Origin of the sequence: Burkholderia sp. A2 (assembly GCF_001729305.1) — a bacterium.
Taxonomy (GTDB): Bacteria; Pseudomonadota; Gammaproteobacteria; order Burkholderiales; family Burkholderiaceae; genus Burkholderia; species Burkholderia sola.
Genome location: NZ_LZXX01000046.1, coordinates 1 through 21,498, shown reverse-complemented (window position 1 = coordinate 21,498; position 21,498 = coordinate 1). Strand labels below are relative to the sequence as shown.

Annotated in this window: 24 protein-coding genes; 16 read left to right on the top strand and 8 right to left on the bottom strand. The window is 68.1% G+C overall.

Annotation, left to right across the window (positions count from 1 at the left end; all coding sequences use genetic code 11):
- The first annotated feature begins 23 nt into the window (after positions 1–23).
- Together A9Z05_RS03690 and A9Z05_RS03685 are read left to right on the top strand one after the other, a co-directional pair.
- On the top strand, positions 24–1,094 hold the full coding sequence (locus A9Z05_RS03690) for a substrate-binding domain-containing protein (protein ID WP_069616917.1): 1,071 nt from the start codon (positions 24–26) through the stop codon (positions 1,092–1,094).
- A 59-nt stretch (positions 1,095–1,153) separates the two neighbouring features.
- Positions 1,154–1,684, top strand: coding sequence for an OsmC family protein (locus tag A9Z05_RS03685; protein ID WP_069616916.1), 531 nt, complete (start codon positions 1,154–1,156; stop codon positions 1,682–1,684).
- A 143-nt stretch (positions 1,685–1,827) separates the two neighbouring features.
- Here A9Z05_RS03685 and A9Z05_RS03680 read toward each other — a convergent pair whose 3' ends face one another.
- Entirely contained in the window at positions 1,828–2,748 is a 921-nt protein-coding gene (locus A9Z05_RS03680; protein ID WP_069617009.1) for an AraC family transcriptional regulator, read from the bottom strand.
- A gap of 139 nt (positions 2,749–2,887) precedes the next feature.
- Between A9Z05_RS03680 and A9Z05_RS03675 the strand changes: the two genes are divergently transcribed.
- Complete coding sequence (locus A9Z05_RS03675; RefSeq protein WP_069616915.1) at positions 2,888–3,853, top strand: SDR family NAD(P)-dependent oxidoreductase; 966 nt, start codon at positions 2,888–2,890, stop codon at positions 3,851–3,853.
- Positions 3,854–3,922: 69 nt separating this feature from the next.
- Here A9Z05_RS03675 and A9Z05_RS03670 read toward each other — a convergent pair whose 3' ends face one another.
- Together A9Z05_RS03670 and A9Z05_RS03665 are read right to left on the bottom strand one after the other, a co-directional pair.
- The gene (locus A9Z05_RS03670; RefSeq protein WP_069616914.1) at positions 3,923–5,227 is read right to left on the bottom strand and encodes a HipA domain-containing protein; all 1,305 of its coding nucleotides are present in this window, start codon (positions 5,225–5,227) and stop codon (positions 3,923–3,925) included.
- A complete protein-coding gene (locus A9Z05_RS03665; protein ID WP_069616913.1) occupies positions 5,217–5,501 on the bottom strand; it encodes a helix-turn-helix transcriptional regulator in 285 nt (94 codons plus the stop codon). The genes A9Z05_RS03670 and A9Z05_RS03665 overlap by 11 nt, the downstream gene beginning before the upstream one ends.
- Positions 5,502–5,995: 494 nt before the next feature.
- On the opposite strand from A9Z05_RS03665, the gene A9Z05_RS03660 reads away from it, so the two are divergent.
- From A9Z05_RS03660 to A9Z05_RS03645, 4 genes are all read left to right on the top strand, one after another.
- Positions 5,996–6,706, top strand: a complete 711-nt coding sequence (locus tag A9Z05_RS03660) for an MgtC/SapB family protein (protein ID WP_069616912.1) — start codon at positions 5,996–5,998, stop codon at positions 6,704–6,706.
- Between the two features lie 72 nt (positions 6,707–6,778).
- A complete protein-coding gene (locus A9Z05_RS03655; protein ID WP_069616911.1) occupies positions 6,779–7,204 on the top strand; it encodes a CBS domain-containing protein in 426 nt (141 codons plus the stop codon).
- Between the two features lie 26 nt (positions 7,205–7,230).
- Positions 7,231–7,500 (top strand): DUF2934 domain-containing protein, encoded by a 270-nt coding sequence (locus A9Z05_RS03650; protein WP_069616910.1) that lies wholly within the window; start codon positions 7,231–7,233, stop codon positions 7,498–7,500.
- A 35-nt stretch (positions 7,501–7,535) separates the two neighbouring features.
- Positions 7,536–7,697 carry an alpha helical protein gene (locus A9Z05_RS03645; protein WP_069616909.1) on the top strand — a complete coding sequence of 54 codons (162 nt, stop codon included), beginning with the start codon at positions 7,536–7,538 and terminating at the stop codon, positions 7,695–7,697.
- An 84-nt stretch (positions 7,698–7,781) separates the two neighbouring features.
- Here A9Z05_RS03645 and A9Z05_RS36770 read toward each other — a convergent pair whose 3' ends face one another.
- Entirely contained in the window at positions 7,782–7,937 is a 156-nt protein-coding gene (locus tag A9Z05_RS36770) for a hypothetical protein (RefSeq protein ID WP_176730141.1), read from the bottom strand.
- Between the two features lie 285 nt (positions 7,938–8,222).
- Here A9Z05_RS36770 and A9Z05_RS03640 point away from each other — a divergent pair, with 285 nt between their 5' ends.
- From A9Z05_RS03640 to A9Z05_RS03610, 7 genes are all read left to right on the top strand, one after another.
- Positions 8,223–8,504 carry a hypothetical protein gene (locus A9Z05_RS03640; RefSeq protein ID WP_069616908.1) on the top strand — a complete coding sequence of 94 codons (282 nt, stop codon included), beginning with the start codon at positions 8,223–8,225 and terminating at the stop codon, positions 8,502–8,504.
- A 63-nt stretch (positions 8,505–8,567) separates the two neighbouring features.
- Positions 8,568–9,575 carry an SDR family oxidoreductase gene (locus tag A9Z05_RS03635; protein WP_069616907.1) on the top strand — a complete coding sequence of 336 codons (1,008 nt, stop codon included), beginning with the start codon at positions 8,568–8,570 and terminating at the stop codon, positions 9,573–9,575.
- 206 nt (positions 9,576–9,781) lie between these two features.
- Complete coding sequence (locus tag A9Z05_RS03630; protein WP_069616906.1) at positions 9,782–10,708, top strand: TauD/TfdA family dioxygenase; 927 nt, start codon at positions 9,782–9,784, stop codon at positions 10,706–10,708.
- Between the two features lie 48 nt (positions 10,709–10,756).
- On the top strand, positions 10,757–11,788 hold the full coding sequence (locus tag A9Z05_RS03625; RefSeq protein WP_069616905.1) for an ABC transporter substrate-binding protein: 1,032 nt from the start codon (positions 10,757–10,759) through the stop codon (positions 11,786–11,788).
- Positions 11,789–11,855: 67 nt separating this feature from the next.
- A complete protein-coding gene (locus tag A9Z05_RS03620) occupies positions 11,856–12,845 on the top strand; it encodes an ABC transporter ATP-binding protein (protein ID WP_069616904.1) in 990 nt (329 codons plus the stop codon).
- Entirely contained in the window at positions 12,842–13,729 is an 888-nt protein-coding gene (locus A9Z05_RS03615) for an ABC transporter permease (RefSeq protein ID WP_069616903.1), read from the top strand. The genes A9Z05_RS03620 and A9Z05_RS03615 overlap by 4 nt, the downstream gene beginning before the upstream one ends.
- Positions 13,730–13,877: 148 nt before the next feature.
- Entirely contained in the window at positions 13,878–15,095 is a 1,218-nt protein-coding gene (locus A9Z05_RS03610; RefSeq protein WP_069616902.1) for an acyl-CoA dehydrogenase family protein, read from the top strand.
- Positions 15,096–15,152: 57 nt separating this feature from the next.
- On the opposite strand, the gene A9Z05_RS03605 is transcribed toward A9Z05_RS03610, so the two are convergent.
- From A9Z05_RS03605 to A9Z05_RS03590, 4 genes are all read right to left on the bottom strand, one after another.
- Complete coding sequence (locus tag A9Z05_RS03605; protein ID WP_069616901.1) at positions 15,153–16,340, bottom strand: LLM class flavin-dependent oxidoreductase; 1,188 nt, start codon at positions 16,338–16,340, stop codon at positions 15,153–15,155.
- A 79-nt stretch (positions 16,341–16,419) separates the two neighbouring features.
- Entirely contained in the window at positions 16,420–16,944 is a 525-nt protein-coding gene (locus A9Z05_RS03600; protein ID WP_069616900.1) for a c-type cytochrome, read from the bottom strand.
- A complete protein-coding gene (gene soxC, locus A9Z05_RS03595) occupies positions 16,937–18,193 on the bottom strand; it encodes a sulfite dehydrogenase (protein WP_069617008.1) in 1,257 nt (418 codons plus the stop codon). Before soxC ends, A9Z05_RS03600 begins: the two co-directional genes overlap by 8 nt.
- A gap of 120 nt (positions 18,194–18,313) precedes the next feature.
- On the bottom strand, positions 18,314–19,498 hold the full coding sequence (locus A9Z05_RS03590) for a porin (RefSeq protein ID WP_069616899.1): 1,185 nt from the start codon (positions 19,496–19,498) through the stop codon (positions 18,314–18,316).
- A gap of 491 nt (positions 19,499–19,989) precedes the next feature.
- On the opposite strand from A9Z05_RS03590, the gene A9Z05_RS03585 reads away from it, so the two are divergent.
- Together A9Z05_RS03585 and A9Z05_RS03580 are read left to right on the top strand one after the other, a co-directional pair.
- On the top strand, positions 19,990–20,334 hold the full coding sequence (locus A9Z05_RS03585) for a DUF3088 domain-containing protein (protein ID WP_069616898.1): 345 nt from the start codon (positions 19,990–19,992) through the stop codon (positions 20,332–20,334).
- Between the two features lie 51 nt (positions 20,335–20,385).
- Positions 20,386–21,405, top strand: a complete 1,020-nt coding sequence (locus tag A9Z05_RS03580) for an ABC transporter substrate-binding protein (RefSeq protein WP_069616897.1) — start codon at positions 20,386–20,388, stop codon at positions 21,403–21,405.
- Positions 21,406–21,498 lie beyond the last annotated feature (93 nt).

Below are 21,498 nucleotides of genomic sequence, written 5' to 3'. Positions count from 1 at the left end.
TCCTGTACGGAGACAGACACGCCATGCGCTCGTTGCTTCGCCGAAAGTCGCGCCTCGAACCGAAACTCGCTGCACTCGTACTGGGCGCCGCGCTCGTGCTCGGTGTGCCCGCGGCACATGCCGGCCCGCTCAAGGGCGCGCCCGCGCCGTTCGACAAGGGCGGAGTGAAGATCGCGCTCGTCAACTACCTGTCGACCGGCGATTTCTTCCAGGCCTACGAAGCCGGCGCGCAGAAGCAGGCACGCGCGCTCGGCGTCGATCTGCGCATCTACGAAGGCCGGCAGGATGCGGCCGAGCAGCGTGAGCAGATTCAGCAGGCGATCAGCATCGGCGTGTCCGCGATCATCGTCAATCACGGCTTGCCGGAATCGCTGAAGGACGTCGTGCAGCGGGCGCTGGACAAAGGCATCAAGGTCGTCGCGTTCGACGTCGATCTCGCCAACCCGAAGGTGCCGCAGATCGAGCAGAACGATCGCGACCTCGCGAACCTGCTGCTCGATCAGGCCGTGAAGGACAACGGCGACGCATTCGCGGCAGGGTACGTGTACGTGGCCGGATTCGCGCCGCTGGACCGCCGCGATGCCGCGTGGCGCGACTTCAAGCGCGCGCATCCGAAGGTTCGGGAAAAGGCGCGCTGGGGTACCGTCGACAATCCGATCGCGCAGTCGGTCGCGAACCAGGCGGCGGCCGTGTATCGCGCGAATCCGGACATCCGTGTCGTGTTCGCGCCGTACGACGAATTCGCGCGCGGCGCGAAGCTTGCGGCCGACGAGGCCCGGCTGTCGTCGAAGCTGCGCATCTACAGCGCGGACGTGTCGACGGCCGACATCGAGGCCATCCGCGCGCCGAACAGCGCATGGGTCGCGACGGCCGCGACCAATCCGGCGGTCGTCGGCGCGGTGTCGGTGCGGGCCGCGGCGCTGCTGGTCGCCGGGCAAAACCCGGGCGCGCGCATCGCGGTCAAGCCGACGCTGATCACGCGCGACGACCTCGTGAAAAACGACATTCATACCGTGGCCGAACTCGGCGCGAAGTTTCCGGCGTTCCGCGCGAGCGACGCGGCGACGGCCGCGTGGATTCCGGCGATCGACTGATCGCTTCGGCGCGCAGCGAACCGATCCGTCGCGTGCGTGCCGCTACCCATGACTTGACCATGACGACCCTGAACGACTATCTCGCGCAAAAGCGCGCTGCGTGGCACGCGAAGCAGCAGGCCGCCCGCAACGATCCCGATTTCAAGGCGACGCCGCTGAAGGCGACCGTGCGCGCGCTCGGCCGCAGCGGCGTGCGCGAGATCCGGATTCGCGATTTCCAGGTGATCAGCGACAGCCCGCCCGATTTCGCGGGCTACAACCTCGGGCCCGCATCGCCGGAACTGCAGCTTGGGGTGCTCGGCAGTTGCCTCACGCACATCACGTTGATCCAGGCCGCGGAGCAGGGGTTGAAGATCGACGCGATCGAAGTCGAAGTCACCGGCGACCAGCATCCGCTCGCGCAGCAACCCGGGTTCGAACATGTGCCGGTCTTTCCGCACAACATCCGCTATACGCTGGACATCGTGTCGCCGGAGCCGCCGGAGGCCATCCGCGCGTTGCATCAGGCGGTCGAAGCGGTGTGCCCGATCTTCAACCTGCTGAGGCTGCCGCAGCACATCGACGGGAAATTGCGGCATACCAGCGCGTGATGCGCTGACGCATTGCTGCACGGTCGAGTTCGGAAATTAAATCGGCATATTGTGATAAGAATACTTATCCCGATGGTCGTAATGTGAATGCATGACGTCGGCGGAATCGCAACATCACGCGCCCGACGAAGGCGGTCAAGACGCTAGTTGCCCGGTTCCTTCGTCACGTCGTGACGATAGGCGCGCGGCGAGCAGCCCACGATGCGTTTGAACGCATGGCCGAACGCGCTATCCGAGTCGTAGCCGAGCCGCTGCGCGATCGCCGAGATCGATGCGTTCGATCTGCGCAGTTCCCGCATCGCCAGCTGGATCCGCCAGCGCAGCACGTATTCGAGCGGCCCGAACCCGAGCCGCCGCTTGAAATGCAGCGCGAACGTCGAACGCGACACGTGGCAGCAGGCCGCCAGCGCGTCGACGGTCCAGCGTCGCTCGGGCGCGGCGTGAATCGCGGCCAGCGCCGCGCTGACCCGCGCATCCGCGAACCCGGCCAGCCATCCGGCATCGCCGTTCGCGCCGGCGTCCACATAGCGCCGCAGGATCTGCACCAGCATCATGTGTCCGAGATGCCGGACCATCAGCGACCCACCCGGCGACGACGCGCCGAACTCCCGTGCGAGCTGCTGCAGCGACCAGCGGAGTACCGCCGCCGGTTCGGAATCGCCACTCACGACGACCACGGGCGGCAGGCTGCCGAGCAGCAGCGGCATGCGTTCCTCGTACGTGAAGCGGCCGCCGATCAGAAAGCAGTCGGCCGGTTGCCCGTAGTGCGCGATACCGCGTTCGAGATGCCGGTACACGTCGGCGGCCGGCACCGGCGCGACCGACGGATCGCTCGCCAGCGAAAATGCGCGCGGCGCGGCGAGCAGGAAGCAGTCCCCCGCGCGCAGCCGGACGGGCGGCCCCGCACCGTCGACGGTCAGCCAGCAACTGCCTTCGACCACCGCGTTGAACTTGATCCCGTCGGGCGGCGGAAGGTCGACTGCCCACGGGCCGCCGGCCCGCAGGCCGGTGAAAAACGAGTCGCGCGTTTCCAGCAGCGACAGTACTTCCGATAGCGGGTCCACGCGCAATCCCCGGACGATCTCGACGAAAAACCGGATTCTATTGCATTCACAGTCCGGACGCGCGGCCGGAGAATGATCTCGTGCAGCGACGCGGCCGACGGGCGGCCGCGCGCGTCGAGCATCATTCCAGGAGCTTTCAATGACGAGCAGGCAGCACCCCCTTCATTCCGGATTCGACGCTGGATCGACGGCGACCGACGTACTGGCCGGCCTTGACCTGCACGGCAAGACCGCCATCGTCACGGGTGGCCATTCGGGTCTCGGGCTCGAAACCACGCGCGCACTGGCGCACGCCGGTGCGCACGTCGTCGTCGGCGCACGCAGCGCCGTGGCCGCGCGCGAAGCGATGCGCGGCATCGCAGGCGTGGAGATCGCGACGCTCGATCTGGCGGACCCCGCGAGCGTGGCCGCATTCGCCGCGCGGTTCGTCGACGCGCGTCGCGACGTGCATGTCGTCATCAACAGCGCGGGCATCATGGCGTGCCCCGAGACCCGCGTCGGCGACGGTCGCGAAGCGCAGATGGCCGTCAACCACCTCGGTCACTACGCGCTCGTCAACCGGCTGTGGCCTGCGCTCGCGCACGGCGACGGCGCGCGCGTGGTCGCGGTGTCCTCGCTCGGGCACCGGCTGTCGCCGATCCGCTGGGACGATATCGATTTCGCGCGCGGTTACGACAAATGGCTCGCGTACGGGCAGTCGAAAACCGCCAACGCGTTGTTCGCGGTGCAGCTCGACGGGCTCGGCGCGCCGTTCGGCGTTCGCGCGTATTCGCTGCATCCCGGCAAGATCGCGACGCCGCTGCAACGTCATTTGACGCGCGAGGAAATGATGGCGCAGGGCTGGGTCGACGAACACGGCGTGCCGATCGATCCGACCTTCAAGACGCCTGCGCAGGGCGCGGCCACCCAGGTATGGGCGGCGACGTCGCCGCGCATTGCCGATCTCGGCGGCGTCTATTGCGAGGATTGCGACGTCGCCACGGTGACGCGCGGCAACGAGGAATCGGGCGTGCGGCCGCATGCGATCGATCCGGAGGATGCGGCGCGGCTGTGGGCGTGGTCCGCGGCGGCGACGGGCGTCGATGCCTTTGCCGTGCGCCGCTGACGCCCATGCATTCGCCGGGCGGGGCGGTGCGCGGGTATCGGCGGCGGCACGACACCCACGCGCGGCAACCTATGCGCGCGCCGGCCGCAGCGCGCGCCCCATTTCCGCGATCGGCATCGCGACGATCGAATTCAGCAATCGCATTTCCCCGGCGTCCGGATGCGCGATGTTTCGCACTTCATCGAGCGTCTGATCGACTTGACGATCGAGCGGTTCGAGAAAGCGCTGCAGTTCGCTGGCGGCTGCTTTCTCCCTGAGCCCGAGCGCCTGGCCGAATTCGACCAGTGCATTCGCGTCGATATCGGCGAACCGTGTCGCATGCCCGAGCGGCATCGTCAGCTCGCAGTGCGGCCAGTGATCGCCGCGATGGTCGGGCCGGTGCGTCGGCGTGTGATACACGACGGTGCTGACGATGTCGTAGAACGGCGCGAGCCGGTAGCCGCGCGCGTCGACGAAGAACGACAGGTTCTTCAGGTGCGCGTCGGCATTGCCGACCACCACGTTGAACACGGTCCAGCGGAACACCGACAGGCGTGTCAGCGCACGTGTGCTGGTGCGGTCGATCGCGCGGGCGAGCTCCTGTGCATTGGCCCGCTGGTACTTGAAACCGCGGTCGTAGTTGAGCAACTGCATCGCGTCGATCGTATGCACGCGCCCGGCCGGTTCGGACGCGACGTCGCGGTCGAACCGGTCGATTACGTAGCAGGCGGACGGCGCGCGCAGGAAATGCACGTCGGGCACGTCGAGCCCCATCTTCTTTGCGAGCTGCATGCAGAAGAACTCGTTGATCGCCGAATGCGGATAGCCGGCCGCGCGCATGTCGGGTTTGAGCAGGTGCATCGACGGTTCGCTGCCGACGGGCTCGAACAGCGCGTAGTCGGGCGCGTCGCCGCGCAGCACCAGCAGCAGCTTCTGCTGCGCGCCGGCCGCCGACATGCGCTTGGGCGCGGTGGCCGTCAGCGCGCGCTCGGGCATCGCCTGGATCCGGCGCTCGAGCTCGTCGAGCGGCAGTGGCTGCAGGCCGCCGGGCGTTTCCTGCTCGCCGTCGGCCAGCAGCGTCAGCGCGCCGGCCGACTCGCGGCCGAAGTACGCGAGCAGGCCCCACGCGTCGGCCGCATCGACCTTCGCCTCGCGCGCGAGCGACGTGCGCATGCCTTCCTCGGGCAGCAGGTTGTCGAAGAACCACTGGACCGGGCGATCGGTCGACGTGTCGGTGAACACGCCTGCGCGCAGCGGAAACGCGGGCGACAGCGGATACGCGGCCGACGACGCAAGCCATTGCGGGTCGTACGCGAACGACCAGATCCCCTTGTCGTCGGTCAGCGTGCCCATGCGCACGCCGTTCGCGGATGCGATCAGCATTCTAGCCGCCATGGCTGCTCCTGCGGCGCTGCGCGGCCTTCCGCGCGGTGGCTTCGGAGATCTCGATCGACGACTCGGCGTACAGCCGCACGCCGAGCTCGCTCAGCAGCAGCATGACCTTGCCGATTTGCGCGGTCGGCTTGCCGGCTTCGACCTGGCTGATGAATTTCGGCGACAGCCCGGTCGCGTTCGCGAGTTCGTCCCGCGTGAACCCCTGCTGGATTCGCGCCGCGCGAATGAAGTGGGCGAGCGCGCCGATCGTGTCGACGGATTGGGACTCCGACATGACGTTCTCCGTGCTTCGTATCTGATCGGGAACAGTATTGCATAACTCGCCGGATCGGGCAGCGGTTCGTATTCGTACGGGAACGAAGGGTGGATTCCGATAGCGGCGACATCGTTTCGTTCCCGGTCGGGAACGAAATGCCGAGAAAGGATCACGGAGGCGAGTTTCGTATCTGATCGGATACGGAGTAAGAGGGTGTCGGCGCCTGTGCACGCGCGTTCGACGGGCACGCCGCGGAGGGCGCCGCTGAATGTCCGTGCCGGCAGTCCGTCCGCCGCCTCCGGCGCGCCGAGCGGCAGCATGCGATCATTCCGCACACCGCTCCGGCACCTTCGCCACTGACGTACGCTGCTCGCGGCACGCCCTTTCTACAATTCCATCCGACGCACTACACGCGCCGCCATCCTCCGAAAGCAGGCCCGATCCTTGCGACCGCCCCAGCCTCGTCGGCGGCGTTCGCGTCCCGACGCACGACGATTTGCACGGGAGGGCGCATGGAAGCGATGCCGGTCGTACTGCAGTGGCACGACGTGCTGGTCAGGATCGCGCTGGCGCTCGTCGCGGGCGGGCTGATCGGCGTCGATCGCAGCGAATCCGGCAAGACGGCCGGACTGCGCACGACGATCCTCGTCTGCCTCGCCGCGTGCCTGTCGATGCTGCAGGTCAATGCGCTGCTGCTGCAGGCGGGCAAACCGGAGGGCGCGTTCTCGGTACTCGACCTGATGCGGCTGCCGCTCGGCATCCTGACCGGGATGGGCTTCATCGGCGGCGGCGCGATTCTTCATCGCGACGGCCTGGTGTCCGGCGTCACCACGGCCGCGACGCTGTGGTTCGTGACGGTCATCGGGCTGTGCATCGGCGGCGGCCAGTTGTCGCTCGGTGCGGTCGGGCTCGTGCTCGCGCTGCTCGTCGTCTGGCCGCTGCGGCTGGTCGAGCAGCGCTTGCGGCGCGTCAGGACCGCGCTGGTCACGGTCGAGTATCCGCTGGGCTCGGCTGCCCGCGAACAACTGGCCGCGAAGCTGCGCGACGCGGGATTCACGTGCCGGACAAAAAGCTTTTGCGAAACGGCCGCACGCGGGGTGCGCGACGAGGAACTGTTCGTGCAGTGGCGCGAAGCGGCCGGCGCCGACGTGATGCTGAAGCAACTGATACGGATCGTCGAATCGGCCGGCCTGACGTCGGTCCGCTGTTCGACGGAAAACTGACGCGCGGCGGCCGCCGGAACGCGCGATGCTCGTGCAGCAGGCCGCGACAGGCGGCTTACCAAGGAGCGAAACATGACATGTGTATCGGAAGTGATGACACGCGACGCGGCGACCATCGGTCCGACGCAGAGCCTGCGCGAGGCGGCCAGGCTGATGAGCGACCTGAATGTCGGCGCGCTGCCCGTATGCGACGGCACGCGGCTGATCGGCATGCTGACGGACCGGGACATCGTGGTGCGCGCGGTGTCGATGGGCGTGCCGCCGGACGAAGCGGTCGAAGGCGTCGTCAGCGGGCCCGCGAACTGGTGTTACGAGGACGACGACATTTCAGTGGTGCAAAAGAAGATGGAGGACGCGCAGATTCGCCGCGTGCCGGTGGTCGACCGGCAGAAGCGGCTGGTCGGCATCGTCGCGCTGGGCGATCTGGCGACCGACGCCGACGGAGGGATGTCGTCGACGCTCGGTGCGGTATCGGCGCCGTCGCGCCCGGACCGGTGATCGCCATCGCAGACACGGAGAACGACATGAACGAAGAGAGAGAAACGCAGATCCGGGAGCGAGCGTACCGCCTGTGGCAGGCGGACGGCGCGCCCGACGGCAGGGCCGACGAATACTGGCGGCGGGCCGAACAGCAGCTCGATGCCGAGGGCGGCAGCGCGGACGGGCGCGGCGAACAGGCGGCGGATTTGCCGGTCGATCAGTCCGCGAAGCGCCGCATTCCGGGCGAGCCGCTGCAGGACGTCGACGCGGTGCCGAGCAGCGAGGTCGCGCACGAAAGGCGACGCACGCGGTGAAGCGCGGGTAATCGCAAGCCGGAAGGAGAACGAAGATGACGGCGCACGCAGGAGAGAAAGCGGAAAAAACCGGTGACTTTCGATGCGAGAAATGCCACCGGTCGACGCACGTGCAGGCGGGACACCCGATTCCGAAATGCCCGCACTGCGGCAACGGCACGTACGGCGAGCGCACGCGCGAGCCGGGCAACAAGTAGGCAGGGCGCGCGGCCGGCGCACTTCGCATCGCACGCCGCCAAGCGCGCGACGGAGCACCTACGCACACTGCCGCGACGCGATGGCTAACCGTCCTCGCCCACTTCGGTCGGGTCCGGCAAGTCGGGCAGGTCGTCGTGGCGCCCGTCGTCGGGCTCCGGCGGCGGAATATCCGGCGTGTCGGTCATGTCGTCGTCGTTCGGTGTCGGGTTTGTTGCGTTTGTCGCGTGCATCGCGCTCATGATCGTCCTCGGCTGCGTCGAAAGGGCGCCGGCACGCAGCCGGCATGTCGCTTCCGAGCATCGCGCGTGCCGCGTTGCGTGTCGCATCGGCGCTGCCGCGCGTGTTGCGGAGGCTGTGCCGGATGACGCGCCGCTTGTAATTTCTTTAGCGGATTCATCCGCTCGCGGTGCGACGGGGCAGTCCGACGACGGCATGTCGCTTGCTGGAAGCGTTGCGGGCCGCCGCACCACCCATCGCGGCGCGGTGCGGCGCAACGCATTCAGCATCCGCACAGGGAGAAGCTCATGACCCGTGACAGTCAACGGCAGGACACCGCGTCGCCCGACGCGGCAAGCGACGCAGCCGACGCGCAGGGCCGGCGCCGCTCGACACCCGGCGGCGAATCGACCGCGCGCCCCGGCCATGCGCCCGGCGGCGGCGAACTCGACACGATCCCGGACGATCAGGCGCGCAAGGTCGTGCCGGACGACCCGCGCCAGACCGAGGTACGCGATCCGGCCGGCCAGCCGTGGCCCGGCGAGCACGATGCGCCCGACGATTCGGGCGAGCGGCCGCGGCCGCTGTAGCGCGCGCGTCGGCCGAATCGTCGCGGCCTGCTGCGTTCCGACAACCACGCACCGGAGTCCAACATGTCATCAGACGAAGTTTCCGAATCCCGTCGCAAATGGGTACAGGGCACGACGGCCGGACTGGTCGCCAGCGTCGCCCTGCCGACGATCGCGCAGACGGGCGGCGGCGCGCCCGATGCCGGCGATACGGCGCCGCGCGATCCGCGCACGCTCTATCCGCACGCGCCGTTTCCGCAGCAGCACCAGCCGTGGCCCGGGCTTGCGGGCCGCATGACGCCGCGCCCCGATCACGGCGAGCGCAGCTATCGCGGCAGCGGCCGGCTCGATGGTCGCAAGGCGCTGATCACCGGCGGCGATTCGGGCATCGGCCGTGCGGTGGCGATCGCCTGTGCACGAGAGGGCGCGGACGTCGCGATCGTCTATCTGCCCGACGAGGAGCCCGATGCGCGCGAAGTCGTCGACCTGATCCGCAGCGCAGGCCGCAAGGCGGTGCCGCTGCCGGTCGACATCCGCAGCGAAGGCGCGTGCAACGGGCTCGTCGAGCGGGCGGTCGCCGCGCTCGGCGGGCTCGACATCCTCGTGAACAACGCGGCCCGCCAACAGAGCCACGACTCGATCCTCGACATCAGCACCGAGCAGTTCGACTGGACGCTGCGCACCAATCTTTATGCGATGTTCTGGATCACGCGGGCGGCCATTCCGCACATGCCGCCCGGCTCGGCGATCGTTAATACGACGTCGGTGAATGCGTACGACCCGTCCGCGAACCTGCTGGACTACGCGATGACGAAAGCGGCGATCGCGAATTTCACGAAGGGGCTCGCGAAACAGATGATCCAGCGCGGCATTCGCGTCAATGGCGTCGCGCCGGGGCCGTTCTGGACACCGTTGCAGGTCAGCGGCGGACAGACGACGCACAACGTCGAGAAATTCGGCGAGCAGGTGCCGATGGGGCGGCCGGGACAACCGGCCGAGATCGCGTCGATCTATGTCGAGCTGCTTTCGTCGCGCGCGAGCTACGTGACCGGGCAGATCTATGGGGCGTCGGGCGGGGCGGGGCAGCCTTAGCCGGCTCGGGGCCCAGGCCGAGGCGGCTGGATGCGGACGGCACCTCCGGTCATCGGCACCGGCTGCACGACTCCGCCGCTGCTCGGCGCCGTATGCGCGAGCAGCGATCTTTATCACCGCAGCAGATAAACGTATCCGAATCGCTTCGTTGACGCACGCCGGCACGGCCTCGTAGATTCGCGTTTTGACCGAATCAGGGCCGTGCCGTGACGACTACCACCCTCAGCGACGCCGCAACGCTTTCCGCCGGACATCCCGCCTTGCGGCCGGGCGGCGCGGCGCAGCATTTCGACATCGTGCCGTTCGACGCGCCGCTCGGCGCCGAAGTGATCGGCCTGGACCTGTCGCAACCGCTCGACGCCGACGATTTCGCGCGCATCCATCGTGCACACCTCGATCACCACGTGCTGGTGTTTCGCGACCAGCGCATCACGCCGGACGAGCACATCGCGTTCAGCCGCCGCTTCGGACCGCTGCAGATCCACGTGCTGCACCAGTTCGCACTGGCCGGCCATCCGGAAGTGCTGATCGTGTCGAACATCGTCGAGAACGGCAAGCCGGTCGGGCTCGGCGACGCCGGCCATTTCTGGCATTCCGACCTGTCGTACAAGGAAAAACCGAGCCTCGGCTCGCTGCTGCACGCGCAGGAACTGCCGGCGGAAGGCGGCGACACGCTGTTCGCGAACATGCATCTCGCGTGGGACACGCTGCCGGCCCATCTGCGCCGCGCGGTCGAAGGGCGGCGCGCCGAGCATACGTATCTCGCGCGCTACGCGGAACTGCAGGCGCGCAGCCCGTGGCGGCCGAACCTGTCGCCCGAACAGATCGCGCAGGTCGCGGCGGTCGTGCATCCGGTCGTGCGCACGCATCCGGAAACCGGCCGCAAGGCGCTGTTCGTCAGCGAGCATTTCACGACGCGCATCGTCGGGCTGCCCGACGACGAAAGCCGTGCGCTGCTCGACGAACTGTTCGCGCACAGCGTGCGCGCCGAGCACCTGTATCGGCACGCGTGGCGCGATCACGATCTGGTGTTCTGGGACAACCGCTCGCTGATGCATCTCGCCGCCGGCACGCCCGACCACCTGCGCCGCAAGCTGTACCGCACGACGATCGAAGGCGACGCGCCTTTCTGAGCCGCGCGCCGCGTCATTCATTTCCGACCCATCCCGACCGGAGTTCCGATGTCGTTTTCGTTCTTGCCGGCGCGTCGCGCGCTGGCGGCCACGCTCACCGCCGCGCTCGCCTTCGCGGGCGCGGTCATCCCGCACGCCGCGCACGCGGAAGGTCACATTCGCATCGCCGAGCAGTTCGGCGTCGTCTACCTGATGCTGAACGTCGCGCGCGACCAGCACCTGATCGAGAAGGAGGGGCGCAAGGCCGGCCTCGACATCAAGGTCGACTGGGTGCGACTGTCAGGCGGCGCGGCCGTGAACGACGCGCTGCTGTCCGGCGCGGTCGACATCGCGGGCGCGGGCGTCGGCCCTCTGTTGACCGTGTGGGACCGCACGCGCGGCCGACAGAACGTGAAGGGCGTCGCGTCGCTCGGCAATTTTCCGTACTACCTCGTGAGCAGCAACCCGAACGTGAAGACGATCGCCGATCTGAGCGCGAAGGACCGTATCGCGGTGCCGGCGGTCGGCGTGTCGGTGCAGTCGCGCGTGCTGCAGTACGCGGCCGCGAAGCAGTGGGGCGACAAGCAGTTCGACAAGCTCGACGCGCTCACGCAGGCGATTCCGCATCCGGACGCGACGGCCGCGATTCTCGCGAACAGCAACGTGATCACCGGCCATTTCGGCAATCCGCCGTTCCAGGAGCAGGAGCTCGCCGGCAACCCGAACGCGCACATCGTGCTGAATTCGTATGACGTGCTCGGCGGCCCGAGCTCGGCGACGGTGCTGTACGCGACCGAGAAATTCCGCGACGACAACCCGAAGACCTATCGCGCGTTCGTCGCCGCGCTGGCCGACGCCGCACGACAGATCGCGGCCGATCCGGAGCGCGCGGCCGATACCTATATTCGCGTGAACGGATCGAAGATCGATCGCGCGCTGCTGCTGAAGATCCTGCGCAATCCGCAGGTGCAGTTCAAGACCGCGCCGCAGAACACGCTGCCGCTCGCGCAGTTCATGCATCGCACCGGCGCGATCCGCAACGAACCGAAGTCGTGGCGCGACTACTTCTTCGACGATCCGGCGACGGCGGGCGGCAGCTGAGCGGCGCCGATGTTCCGACGCCGCGATCGACGCTTATGCGTCGGCGCGGTTTCGATATGCGCAATCGATGGTTGGTCCGCGCGGCGCCCGGCCGTATGTTGATGTTTTTCCCGCAAGAGATTCGATCGTGAACGCCACTTCTCCCCGAACCTGGTTGCCGCCGTATGCGGCACGTGGCGGCGCGTCGCCAGCCGCGCCGGCCGTGGCCGATACGCGTGCCGACGATCGCCCGGCCGCGACCGCCGCGCAGGCCGGCACGCACAGCGAACGCCTGCTGGCGATCGACCAGGTCAGCCTCGAATACCGCAGCGGCGCGCGGATCGTTCGTGCGACGCATCAGGTGAGCTTCGACGTGTACGGCAGCGACCGCTTCGTGCTGCTCGGCCCGTCCGGGTGCGGGAAGTCGACGCTGCTGAAGGCGATCGCCGGCTTCATCGAGCCCGTCTCGGGTTCGATCGCGCTCGACGGCCGGCCGGTGCGCGGGCCGGGGCCCGACCGCATCGTCGTGTTCCAGGAATTCGATCAGTTGCCGCCGTGGAAAACGGTCGTCGAGAACGTCGCGTTTCCGTTGCGCGTCGCCGCGAAGCTGTCGCGCGCCGAAGCACGCGAGCGCGCGCTGCACTATCTCGACAAGGTCGGCCTTGGCACGTTCGCCGACGCCTATCCGCATACGCTGTCGGGCGGCATGAAACAGCGCGTCGCGATTGCACGGGCGCTGGCGATGCAGCCGCGCGTGCTGCTGATGGACGAGCCGTTCGCCGCGCTGGATGCGCTCACGCGCCGCAAGATGCAGGAGGAACTGCTGCGGCTGTGGGACGAATTCCGCTTCACGCTGCTGTTCGTCACGCACTCGATCGAGGAGGCGCTCGTGGTCGGCAACCGGATTCTGCTGCTGTCGCCGCACCCGGGCCGCGTGCGCGCGGAGCTCAACAGTCACGAGCATTCGCTCGACAACGTCGATACGGGCGACTTCCGCGACAACGTCGCACGGATCCATCGCCTGCTGTTCGACACCGACGCACCGCACGTACCGACGACGGAGGACGCCGCATCATGAGTACGATCGATCCAGCCGTGCCGCCGCTGCCGCCCGTGCGGGCCGAATACACGCGCACGCCCGACACGCTGCCTTACGCCGAGCGCGCGGCGCCCGCGCCGCTGCTGCGCCGCATCGCCGGTGCCGCATGGTTTCGCCGCAGCGTCATCGCGCTCCTGCTGATCGCCGCATGGGAGATCGTCGCGCGCATCGTCGCGAACGATCTGCTCGTCCCGACCTTCGGCGCGACGCTGGCCGCGTTCGTGCAGGGCATCGAGTCGGGCGAACTGCTCGTGAAGACGGGCATCTCGATGTCGGTGCTGCTGCGCGGCTATGCGCTGGGCGTGCTGCTGGCGTTCGCGCTGACGTCGCTCGCGGTATCCACGCGCATCGGCCGCGACCTGTTGACGATGCTCACGTCGATGTTCAATCCGCTGCCGTCCATCGCGTTGCTGCCGATCGCGCTGCTGTGGTTCGGACTCGGCACCGGGAGCCTGCTGTTCGTGCTCGTGCATGCGGTGCTGTGGCCGCTCGCGCTCAATATCTATACCGGCTTCGTCGGCGTGCCCGCCACGCTGAAGATGGCCGGGCGCAACTACGGGCTCACGGGCCTGCGCCAGATCGCGCTGATTCTCGTGCCGGCCGCGCTGCCGTCGATCCTGTCGGGACTGCGCGTGGGCTGGGCATTCGCGTGGCGCACGCTGATCGCGGCCGAGCTCGTGTTCGGCGCGAGCGCGGGGCAGGGCGGCCTCGGCTGGTACATCTTCCAGAACCGCAACGAGCTGTATACGGACCGCGTGTTCGCCGGTCTCGCGGCCGTCATCGTGATCGGGCTGCTGGTCGAGAACCTCGTGTTCGATACACTCGAGCGCGCGACCGTGCGGCGCTGGGGCATTCAGCACTGACGGCGTCCGTGCGCGATCAATCCCGGCGCGGGCATAACGTAAGCTGAAATCGGCTTTTTACGCGTGGCGGGGGTGTCCCTATACTTGCGGACACCGTGTCGTGCGCTACCGCGACACGCCCCGATCTTCCCGAACAAGGACCTGCCGAATGACTGCCCGTGATGCCGTCGATCCGCGCGACGCATTGCGCGACGCGCTTGCCACGCTGCCCGATCTCGCGACTGCCATCGGGCAGGATGCCGCGCAACGCGAGGTGCGTCGCGCACTGCCGTTCGAAGGCTTCGCGATCTTCCGGCGCTCGGCACTGGGCGCGCTGCGGATTCCGGTCGAGCGCGGCGGCCTCGGCGGCACGCTGGTCGACCTGTTCGAGTCGATCGCGACGCTGGCGGCCGCCGATTCGAATCTCGCGCACGCGCTGCGCATCCACTACGACCAGACCGAGACGCTGCGGCTGTCGCCGCGCACGGCGTTCAACGACGTGCAGCTCGCGCGCGTGCTCAGTGGTGCGATCTTCGGCGGCGCGTCGACCGAGCGCGGCACGTCGCGCCCGGGCGAGAACACGACCGTGCTGCGTCGCGACGGCGACCACTACCGCGTGACGGGCCGCAAATACTATTCGACGGGCACCGCGTTCGCCGATTTCGCGCGCATCAACGTGGAGAACGAGCAGGGCGATGCGCTCGCGGTGATCGTTCCCGTCGCGCGCGACGGCCTGCAGGTGCTCGACGACTGGGACGGGATGGGCCAGCGCATGACGGCGAGCGGCAGCCTGTTGCTGAACGACGTGCAGGTGTTCGCGGACGAAGTGGTCCCGCGCGACGGATCGACGCTCGTCGGCCGTCATTGCGGCGCGCTGCGGCAGCTTCATCTCGTCGCGACGGGCGCGGGCATCGTGCGCAACGTGGTGGCCGATGCGCGCCGCTACGTGCTCGCGCACGGCCGGCCCGCGCTGCACAGCCCGGCACCGACCGCGCGCGACGATCATTTCATCCAGCAGATCGTCGGCGAGCTGTCCGCGCATAGCCATGCGATCGACGCGCTCGTACGAGAAAACGCACGCGCGCTCGACCGCTCCGCCGACGCGATCGAAGCAGGCGCCGCCGACGCGGATGCGCTCGTGCTCGACAGCGCGCTCGCGACCGCGCGCACGCAGCTGATCGTCAGCAAGCTTGCGCTGCATGCGGCCGAGCGGCTGTTCGAAGTGGGCGGGGCATCGGCGACGGCGCGCGAGCACAACTTCGATCGCCACTGGCGCAACCTGCGCACGATCTTCAGCCACAACCCGTTGCTGCACAAGGCGCGCGTGATCGGCGACTACGCATTGAACGGCGTGACGACGCACCTGGCCGAAGGGCGCGTGTTCTGACGACGGCCGCCGGGCGCGGCTGCTGCGCCGCCGCGCCGGGTTGCAGCCCCGCGAACGTCAACGCCGCAAGCCGGCTTCGCGCAGCAGCGGCAGCACGCGCTCGCCGAAGAAGTCGAGATCGGGCTTGAAGTCGTAGAAGCTCAACTGGATGCCGTCGATGCCCGCGCGATGCAGCCGCACGAGGGTATCGGCGACTTCTTCGGGCGAGCCTGTGATCGAGATGTTGCCGCCGATCGCGCGCGCGGCGGCTTGCGCGCGCTGCTCGAAACCGCCGCGCCACGCGTGCGCGTCGCTGTCGAAGCGATGGAAGCTGCCTTCGTCCGCATGCGCGACGATGGCGTCGCGGTACGCGCGCGCTTCGGTCGCCGTCTCGCGGCAGATCACGAGCGGATTGAGCAGCGTACGGATCGTGCGGCCGTGCGCGGCGGCGGCCGCCTTCACGCGTGCGGTATGCGCGGGCAGCGCATCGATCGCGCGTTCGGCGTCGGGGCCGGCCGGACTGGTGACGAACACGATGTCCGAATAGCGCGCGGCGAATGCGATGCCCGCATCGGAACCCGTCGCGTTGATGAGCAGCGGGCGGCCGTAGCGCGGCTTCGGCGTCACGAATGCGCCGCCCAGCCGCCAGCTCGACAGTTCGGGCGTGTAGCTGAAATTATCCGGTTGCGCCCACAACTGCTGGACCGCATCGAGGAATTCGGCGGCCATCTCGTAGCGCCGGTCGTGTTCGATCCGGTTCCAGCCGAACATCTCGTGCTCGATCGCGCGGTGGCCGGTCACCACGTTGATGCCCCAGCGCCCGCGCGAGATGTGGTCGAGCGTCGCGGTGAACTTCGCGAAATGCAGCGGATGCCACGGCCCGTAGAGCACGTGGCTCGTCGCGACGAGGATGATCCGCTCGGTGCGCGCGGTGAGCGCGGCCAGCGTCATGAACGAGTCGAGTGCGTGGCCGTCGAACACGCCGCCGTAGCCGCCTTTCGGCAACCACTGCGACAGCGCGAACACGAGATCGAAGCCGAGCGCTTCGGCTCGGGCCACGAGATCGGCGTTGTAGTCGAACGTCCAGTCGGTCGAGCGCGGCAGCGTCGATGCGCTCCATCCGCCGGCCTGGATCGGCAGGAACAGCCCGAGCATCAACGGCTGCGCGAGCGTGCGCGATACGGGGCTGTCGGGGAAATCCGCCGGCGAACGAACGTCGACGAACGGCGACGGCGCAAGCGGGGCGGTGACGGAGGGATCGCTCATTACGGGGTCCTTGCTGAAAGGGGCGACGCGATGCGCATGGGTGTGCGGCCCGATGCGGCGGCAAGCGGCGCGGCGTGCGTCATAGCCTGCCCGGCCTCGGGTCGGGCACGAAGCCGTCGCGGTTCGGCATCTGTACGCGCGGCAGCGTGCGCGCGTCGAGCCGGGCGTCGCCGGGCACGATGCCGTTCAGGTGGAGGACGTACGCGGTGACCGCATAGACGTCGTCCGCGCTCAGCGATTGCGGCGCGTTGTACGGCATCGCCCGGCGAATGTAGTCGAATAGCGTCGTCGCGTACGGCCAGTAGCTGCCGACGGTCTTTCTGGGCTTCGTGCTCGCGAGCGAGCCGATGCCGCCGACGAGCGGATCGCCGACGCCGCCTTCGCCGCCGGCGCCGTGACACATCGCGCATTTTTCGGCGAACACGTGAGCGCCGCGTGCGACCGTGCCCGCGCCGGGCGGCAGGCCGCTGCCGTCCGGCGCGATGTCGATGTCCCACGCGGCGAGCGCCGCGCGATCGATTGGCCGTCCCAGGTCGAAACCGGCGCCGAACGCGCTCGTCGTCATCGCGCAGGCCGCCAGCAGGCAAGCAAGCGGCTTACGCATTGCGCACCTCGCCGTCGGCGCCGACGCGCCAGTTCTGGATGCCGTTGTAGTGGTACTGCGAGTTCAGGCCGCGTGCGGCGACGAGCGCGTCACGGGTCGGCTGCACGTAGCCTGTCTCGTCGGTCGCGCGGCTTTGCAGGTCGGCCGGCTCGCCGCGCCATACCCAGTCGGCCTCGAAACGCGTCAGCGCGCGGTCGCGTACGTCGCCGGCGAGCCGGGCGGGCCGCCACGTGCGGCCGCCGTCGGTCGACACGTCGACGGCGCGAATCCGGCCGCGGCCCGACCACGCGTAGCCGCTGATCGGGTAATAGCCGTGCGCGGCGAGCCGGTGGCCGGCCGACGGCCGTGTGATCACCGACTTCGCATCCATCTCGAACACGAACTGGCGTGCGCAGCCGTCGGGCAGCAGATTCGTGTATTTCGACGTTTCCTCGCGCGTCATCTCCGGCGCACGCACCAGCTTCAGCCGCCGCAGCCACTTGATGTTCGTGTTGCCTTCGAAACCCGGCACGATCAGCCGCACCGGGTAACCGTTCTCCGGGCGCAGCCGCTCGCCGTTCTGTGCATAGACGACCAGCGCGCGCTCGAGGAGCCGGTCGAGCGGCAGGCTGCGCGTCATTGCCGCGCCATCGGCGCCTTCGGCGAGCAGCCAGCGTGCATCGGGATCGATGCCGGTTTCGTCGAGCAGCGTCGACAGCCGGACGCCCGTCCATTCGCAGCACGACAGCAACCCATGCGTGAACTGAACCGGCAGCCCGCTCGGGCCGTTCCATTCGCTGCCGGTGTTGCCCGAGCACTCGAGGAAGTGGATCCGCGATTCGGACGGAAAGCGCAGCAGGTCGTCGAGCGTGAAGACGCGCGGCTCGCGCACGAGGCCGTGCACGACGACGCGATGGCGCTGCGCATCGATGTCGGGCACGCCCGCATGATGACGCTCGTAGACCAGCCCGTTCGGCGTGATGTCGCCGAACAGGTCGGCGAGCGGCGTCATCGACGAGCCGGAACCGGGTAGCGCAGGGGTACGGGCGCTGCGACGGATCACGTCGCGTTCGTGCTCCGCCGGCAGGCCGTACGGTGGCGACAGCAGCGGTGCGCCGGGCGTGCGCGTCCACGGCGGTACGTCGAGCGGCTGGCTCGCGAGCGCGCCGCTGGCGGGCAGCATCGCGGCCGCCCAGCCGCCGGCGAGCTGGCGCAGCGCCGCGCGCCGGCCGCTGCGCGGCGATCGGGCAGGAAAACGGGAATCGGTCATGGTCGAACGCATGTCGCGCGCGGGGGAAACGATCATTCTCGGCAACCGGGCGCGGCGCGGCAAACAACGATTCCCGCTTTGCTTATCGCGCCCGTTGCGCGACGCCCGGTGTGCGTGCCGTCAGAACTTCACGCGCAGCCCGCTGACGAACGCGAGCTGGCGGTTCGTCGACGACGCGCTGCCGATGTTCGAGATCGCTGCGATCTTGCGATAGCCGCCCGGCGTCGAGGTGCTCGCATCGCCGGCCGCGAGCTGGTAGATGCCCGACACGTAGATATCGGTGCGCTTCGACAACGCATAGTCGAACCCGAGCGTGAACTGATGCCAGCGCGGCTTCAGCGTCTGGCCGCTCGTGCCCGGCAGGCCGCTCGCGCGCCCGTCGGTGAACGTATAGACCCCGATCAGCGTCGCCGCCGGCGTGAGCTGGTAGCGCGCATTCACGTCGTAGTTGTTGAACTTGCGCGACGAACCGTCGAGATAATCGAGCTGCGTGTGGCTCCACGCGAAGCCGAGCGTCGCGCGGCCGAGCACGTAGTTCGCGCCTGCCGCGCCGATCTGCTGCTTCAGTACACCGCCGTTCAGCCCGTAGAAGAACGCGCCGCTGTAGTCGTTGCCGGTGGTCGAGGTCGCGCCGCCCACCGCGCCGCCCGTATTCGACGCCGCATTCGGATGATTGAACCGCACATAGCCGCCGCCGATCGACAGCGGGCCGTTCACGTAGTTCGCCGATGCGCCCCACGCGTTGTTGTTCGAGAATCCGGTGCCCGCGCCGCCATTGGCCTGGTTGCTGAATGCGTAGAGCAGGTCGGCCGTGAAGCCGGCGATCGTGTCGCTGCGGAACTTCACCGCGTTGTTCAGCCGGAAGCTCTGGTTCAGGTTGTCGTTGTCGCCCACGTGCGTGGCCGGAGACCAGAACCCCGCCCCCGAGTACGGCGCGACGAGATCGGTGATCGGCTCGTACTGACGGCCGAACGTCAACGTGCCGAGCCCTTTCTTGCCGAGGCCCACGTACGCGGACCGGCCGAACAGTCGGCCGCCCTGGCCGAGCCCGCCGTCGCTCGGCCGGAACCCGCTTTCCAGCGTGAAGACCGCCTGCAGGCCGCCGCCGAGATCCTCCGCGCCTTTGAGGCCCCAGCGGCTGCCGCTCAGCTTGCCGCTCGTCTGCTGGATGTTGCTCGCGCCGCCCTGGTTGTTCGTATACGCGATGCCGGCGTCGACCACCCCGTACAACGTTACCGAACTCTGCGCATGCGCGCCGACCGAACCGATCGAAACCAAACCCAGTACCACCGTTTTTTTGATCATGACCAACCTCTGTTTTTATCAGTACGTTTGCGAGGATCACGATGCTATTGACGACGGACGCGCCGATGAACGGCCGATCCGTGGTTTGTAAATCGCTGAGCGGCCGATTTGTAATGTGCATTGCCGCCGGCCCGGCAGGTGTGCTGCGATTGCGTCCGGCACGCCTGCTGCGGCGAACGCATCGTGCGGACAGCGAACGTCGTTCGCCGGAAACCCGTTGAGGCGGTCATATCGATCGATGAAATCGTTCGATGTGCGTAGTACGCGTCGTTCGCATGACGATGCGTTTACGCAACGGCCCGCTAGGCGACGACGGGCCGATGCGCTATGCGCGTTCGCATATCGATTCCGCAAAACGTTGGTAGGGCCGGGCAAAGCGCGACGGTAGAGTCTGACATCCGGCCGCTGGCCGGCATGCGTCGGGAACAGCAGGGCGCACGGGTGCGCGCGCTTCCCGACCGTGGCAATCAACGAGAAAGGAGCCGTTTGACATGAGTCGAGATGTACTGTTTCTGCTGGCACCGGGCTTTGCCGATCCGAAGCATCCGGGCCAGCGTTTCGTCTGCCCGCATGGACTGCCGATCGAAGGGCTGCTCGCGAGCGCGCCCGATCTCGCCAAGCGTATCGACGTGAAGCGCGTCGGTTTCGAGCGGCCGCGGCCCGCTGTGATCGACGCGCTCGACGACGCGCACCAGGGTCTGCCGGTGCTCGTGCTGGGCCGCGACCAGCCCGCGCCGGACGACGCGCAGACGCTCGGCGACGTGCGCTTCGTCGCCGACGCGCGCCGCATTCTCGAATTGCTGGCCGAACGCCACGGCTTTCCGGCGCTGCATTGACGCGGCGGTTTCGCTTTCCATCCGGTTCCATCCGATCGACAGGAGCATCCGATGTCGTCAATGTCGGCGGTACGTCGCCGCCTGCTGCTAGCCGGCGCCGCAGTCGCGGCGCATCCATTGGCTGCGTTTGCCGTGCCCGACGCCGATGCCGATCTTGCCGGCACGACGTTGCGCGTCGCGACCTACAAGGGCGGCTGGCGCGCGCTGCTGCATGCGGCCGGGCTCGACAACACGCCATACCGGATCGACTGGCGCGAGTTGAACAACGGCGTGCTGCACATCGAGGCGCTCAATGCGGATGCACTCGATATCGGTTCGGGAAGCGAAATTCCCGCCGTGTTCGCCGCGCGCCAGAAAGCCAATGTGAGATTCATCTCGCGCGTGCGCGAAGACCTGAACAACCAGGTCACGCTCGCGCGCAAGGACACGCCGATCCGCAGCATCGCGGATCTGAATGGCAAGCGCGTCGGCTACGTGCGCGCGACGACGTCGCACTATTTCCTGTATCGACAACTGGCGGAAGCCGGCCTCAGCTTCGACGACATCCAGCCGATCAACCTGTCGCCGACCGACGGGTTGTCCGCGTACGATCGCGGCGACATCGACGCATGGGCGATTTACGGCTACAACGGCCAGCTCGCGCGCAACCGCTACGGCGCCCGCGTGCTCAAGACGGGAAAGGGTTATCTGTCGGGCAATTTCCCGGTGTATGCGAATCCGCGCACGCTCGACGATGCGCGTCGCCGCGCGGCGACCGGTGATTTGCTGCTGCGGTTCCGGCGTGCGTATGCGTGGGCGAACGGGCATTTTCGCGACTACGCTATCGCGCAGAATCATGAGACGCGTGTGCCGGTTGCCGATCTCGTCGCGATGTTCGACCAGCGCAGCGAAGACTACGCGCTGCTGCCGGTGACGCCCGACGTGGTCGCGCAGCACCAGCAGGTCGCGGACGTGTTTGCGCGCATCGGTGTGCTGGACGGGCCGGCGCATGTCGCGCCGTTGTGGGATACGTCGTTCAATCCGACGGTGGCGGCGAGTGATGCGCTGAAGCGGAAAGCGCTTGCCGGTTAGGGGCGAAGCAGGTTGCGTCGGAAGACATAGGCCTGGCGGCGGACCGTCGACGAAGGAATCTCCCGGAGCCTGGAACATGCGCGGTCCCGGGGG

Bases quoted from the DNA above. Each gene is read 5' to 3' on its own strand.
- A9Z05_RS03690 (WP_069616917.1), top strand. From the start codon at position 24: ATGCGCTCGTTGCTTCGCCGAAAGTCGCGCCTCGAACCGAAACTCGCT.
- A9Z05_RS03685 (WP_069616916.1), top strand. From the start codon at position 1,154: ATGACGACCCTGAACGACTATCTCGCGCAAAAGCGCGCTGCGTGGCAC.
- A9Z05_RS03675 (WP_069616915.1), top strand. From the start codon at position 2,888: ATGACGAGCAGGCAGCACCCCCTTCATTCCGGATTCGACGCTGGATCG.
- A9Z05_RS03670 (WP_069616914.1), bottom strand. From the start codon at position 5,227: ATGGCGGCTAGAATGCTGATCGCATCCGCGAACGGCGTGCGCATGGGC.
- A9Z05_RS03665 (WP_069616913.1), bottom strand. From the start codon at position 5,501: ATGTCGGAGTCCCAATCCGTCGACACGATCGGCGCGCTCGCCCACTTC.
- A9Z05_RS03660 (WP_069616912.1), top strand. From the start codon at position 5,996: ATGGAAGCGATGCCGGTCGTACTGCAGTGGCACGACGTGCTGGTCAGG.
- A9Z05_RS03655 (WP_069616911.1), top strand. From the start codon at position 6,779: ATGACATGTGTATCGGAAGTGATGACACGCGACGCGGCGACCATCGGT.
- A9Z05_RS03650 (WP_069616910.1), top strand. From the start codon at position 7,231: ATGAACGAAGAGAGAGAAACGCAGATCCGGGAGCGAGCGTACCGCCTG.
- A9Z05_RS03645 (WP_069616909.1), top strand. From the start codon at position 7,536: ATGACGGCGCACGCAGGAGAGAAAGCGGAAAAAACCGGTGACTTTCGA.
- A9Z05_RS36770 (WP_176730141.1), bottom strand. From the start codon at position 7,937: ATGAGCGCGATGCACGCGACAAACGCAACAAACCCGACACCGAACGAC.
- A9Z05_RS03640 (WP_069616908.1), top strand. From the start codon at position 8,223: ATGACCCGTGACAGTCAACGGCAGGACACCGCGTCGCCCGACGCGGCA.
- A9Z05_RS03635 (WP_069616907.1), top strand. From the start codon at position 8,568: ATGTCATCAGACGAAGTTTCCGAATCCCGTCGCAAATGGGTACAGGGC.
- A9Z05_RS03625 (WP_069616905.1), top strand. From the start codon at position 10,757: ATGTCGTTTTCGTTCTTGCCGGCGCGTCGCGCGCTGGCGGCCACGCTC.
- A9Z05_RS03620 (WP_069616904.1), top strand. From the start codon at position 11,856: ATGGTTGGTCCGCGCGGCGCCCGGCCGTATGTTGATGTTTTTCCCGCA.
- A9Z05_RS03615 (WP_069616903.1), top strand. From the start codon at position 12,842: ATGAGTACGATCGATCCAGCCGTGCCGCCGCTGCCGCCCGTGCGGGCC.
- A9Z05_RS03610 (WP_069616902.1), top strand. From the start codon at position 13,878: ATGACTGCCCGTGATGCCGTCGATCCGCGCGACGCATTGCGCGACGCG.
- A9Z05_RS03605 (WP_069616901.1), bottom strand. From the start codon at position 16,340: ATGAGCGATCCCTCCGTCACCGCCCCGCTTGCGCCGTCGCCGTTCGTC.
- A9Z05_RS03600 (WP_069616900.1), bottom strand. From the start codon at position 16,944: ATGCGTAAGCCGCTTGCTTGCCTGCTGGCGGCCTGCGCGATGACGACG.
- soxC (WP_069617008.1), bottom strand. From the start codon at position 18,193: ATGACCGATTCCCGTTTTCCTGCCCGATCGCCGCGCAGCGGCCGGCGC.
- A9Z05_RS03590 (WP_069616899.1), bottom strand. From the start codon at position 19,498: ATGATCAAAAAAACGGTGGTACTGGGTTTGGTTTCGATCGGTTCGGTC.
- A9Z05_RS03585 (WP_069616898.1), top strand. From the start codon at position 19,990: ATGAGTCGAGATGTACTGTTTCTGCTGGCACCGGGCTTTGCCGATCCG.
- A9Z05_RS03580 (WP_069616897.1), top strand. From the start codon at position 20,386: ATGTCGTCAATGTCGGCGGTACGTCGCCGCCTGCTGCTAGCCGGCGCC.